Raw genomic sequence first — 1,470 nt, forward strand, 5'->3', positions numbered from 1 at the left:
GTTGCCCTCGTCACCAGCAATTGATTAAGCCGCATCTTATCGGCGTCCACCACCTCAAAGACATGGCCAGCAGCCTCTATCTTGTCGCCCTTGCGAGCGGCTCGACGTAAGCGATGGACGATGAAACCTCCAATGGTTTCATAGGCCGCTTCTGCCTCGAGGTGCTTGATGCCAAGCGTGCGGGTGACATCAACGAAGGGAGCGACGCCATCGATAAGCCAGCTATGTTCATCGCGTTTGAGGATCGCCTGTTCCTCGAAGGGATTGGCCAAGCCCTGCATCAAGGCCCCCATTAGATCCTTGAAGGTGACGACCCCAACAACGTGAGCATACTCGCTCACGACCAGCGCGAAGCCGGTGTTCTGCGCCTGGAATTCCGCAAGAACCTCCCAAACATTGAGCGTATCGGGAACGGACAAGACTTCCCTTTTGGCCAGGGCGAAGTCCACTTCTCCATGTTTGTCGATTGCAGTTGCCAGCACGTCCTCAGCACGGACACATCCGATAACCACATCAATGCCGCCGTCACAGATTGGATAGTGCGAGAAGGGCCGCCGTCTAACCTTGTCCTGCTGCACTTCATGTGGATCGCGGATGTCGAGGAAGACGATGTCGTCGCGTATGGTCATCACCGAGGTGACGCCGCGAAGCTCAAGTGAGAGTACGTTTTCGATCAGACGATGCTCATTCTTCATCAACATGCCTGAAGCTGCGCCACCAGCCAGTATTAAGCGGAAGTCCTCAGCGGTTACCTCATCCGCAGCCACCTTGGCATCGATGTTGAACCAACCGATGATGACGTCGGAAAGCCTGCCGAAGAACCATACCAAGGGTCTGAGCAGTTTCACGGCCACTTCTGGGAACCAGACCAACGACAGCGCGATCTGTTCGGGTACCAACATCGCGATGCGCTTGGGCGTAAGGTCTGCCAGTAAGACGAACAGCAGCGTCACGGCCAAGAACGCCAGAATAGAGCCGACACCCAGTGCCAGTTCTGGGGAAGCACCCAGAAGCTGCAAGCCGCCAGCGAAGAGGGGACCAAAGGCATCGTGCCCCAGGGTTCCGGCCAGGATCGAGACGGCGTTGGTTACGATCTGCAGAGCGGTGAGGACGTTTCCGGCATCAGCTCGCAGAGCAACGAACCGCATAGCCCTGCTATCTCCGGCCTCGGCCAGCGCTCGTATTCTGAGTTCCCGAGCGGCGGCGAATGCGATCTCCGACAACGAAACGAGCACGCTGATGCCGATCAAGGCGATTATCAACAAGACGCCGACGAAAGGGGTCATCATGAACTTCCGTTAATTGCTCTCACTTAGACCGAGCTTGGGGGGAACGTCCATGGTGCTTTCCGCCGACCTTGTCGCACACCTCATCCAGTTCTGGGTGTTGTTATCGTGGAAGATTTGCCTGAGGACCGCCAGTAGATACGCGCTTCTCGTGATCGTCTTCATGAACAATCGAGGGGACCGG

General features: G+C 56.7%; 1 protein-coding gene. It reads right to left on the reverse strand.

What is annotated here, in order from left to right; all coding sequences use genetic code 11:
* The coding region (locus C8264_RS21900) for a hemolysin family protein (RefSeq protein ID WP_108463103.1) at positions 1 to 1,286 on the reverse strand (1,286 nt) is incomplete at its 3' end.
* Positions 1,287 to 1,470: the final 184 nt, after the last annotated feature.

The sequence above is a fragment of the Devosia naphthalenivorans genome, from assembly GCF_003056355.1.
Taxonomy (GTDB): domain Bacteria; phylum Pseudomonadota; class Alphaproteobacteria; order Rhizobiales; family Devosiaceae; genus Devosia; species Devosia naphthalenivorans.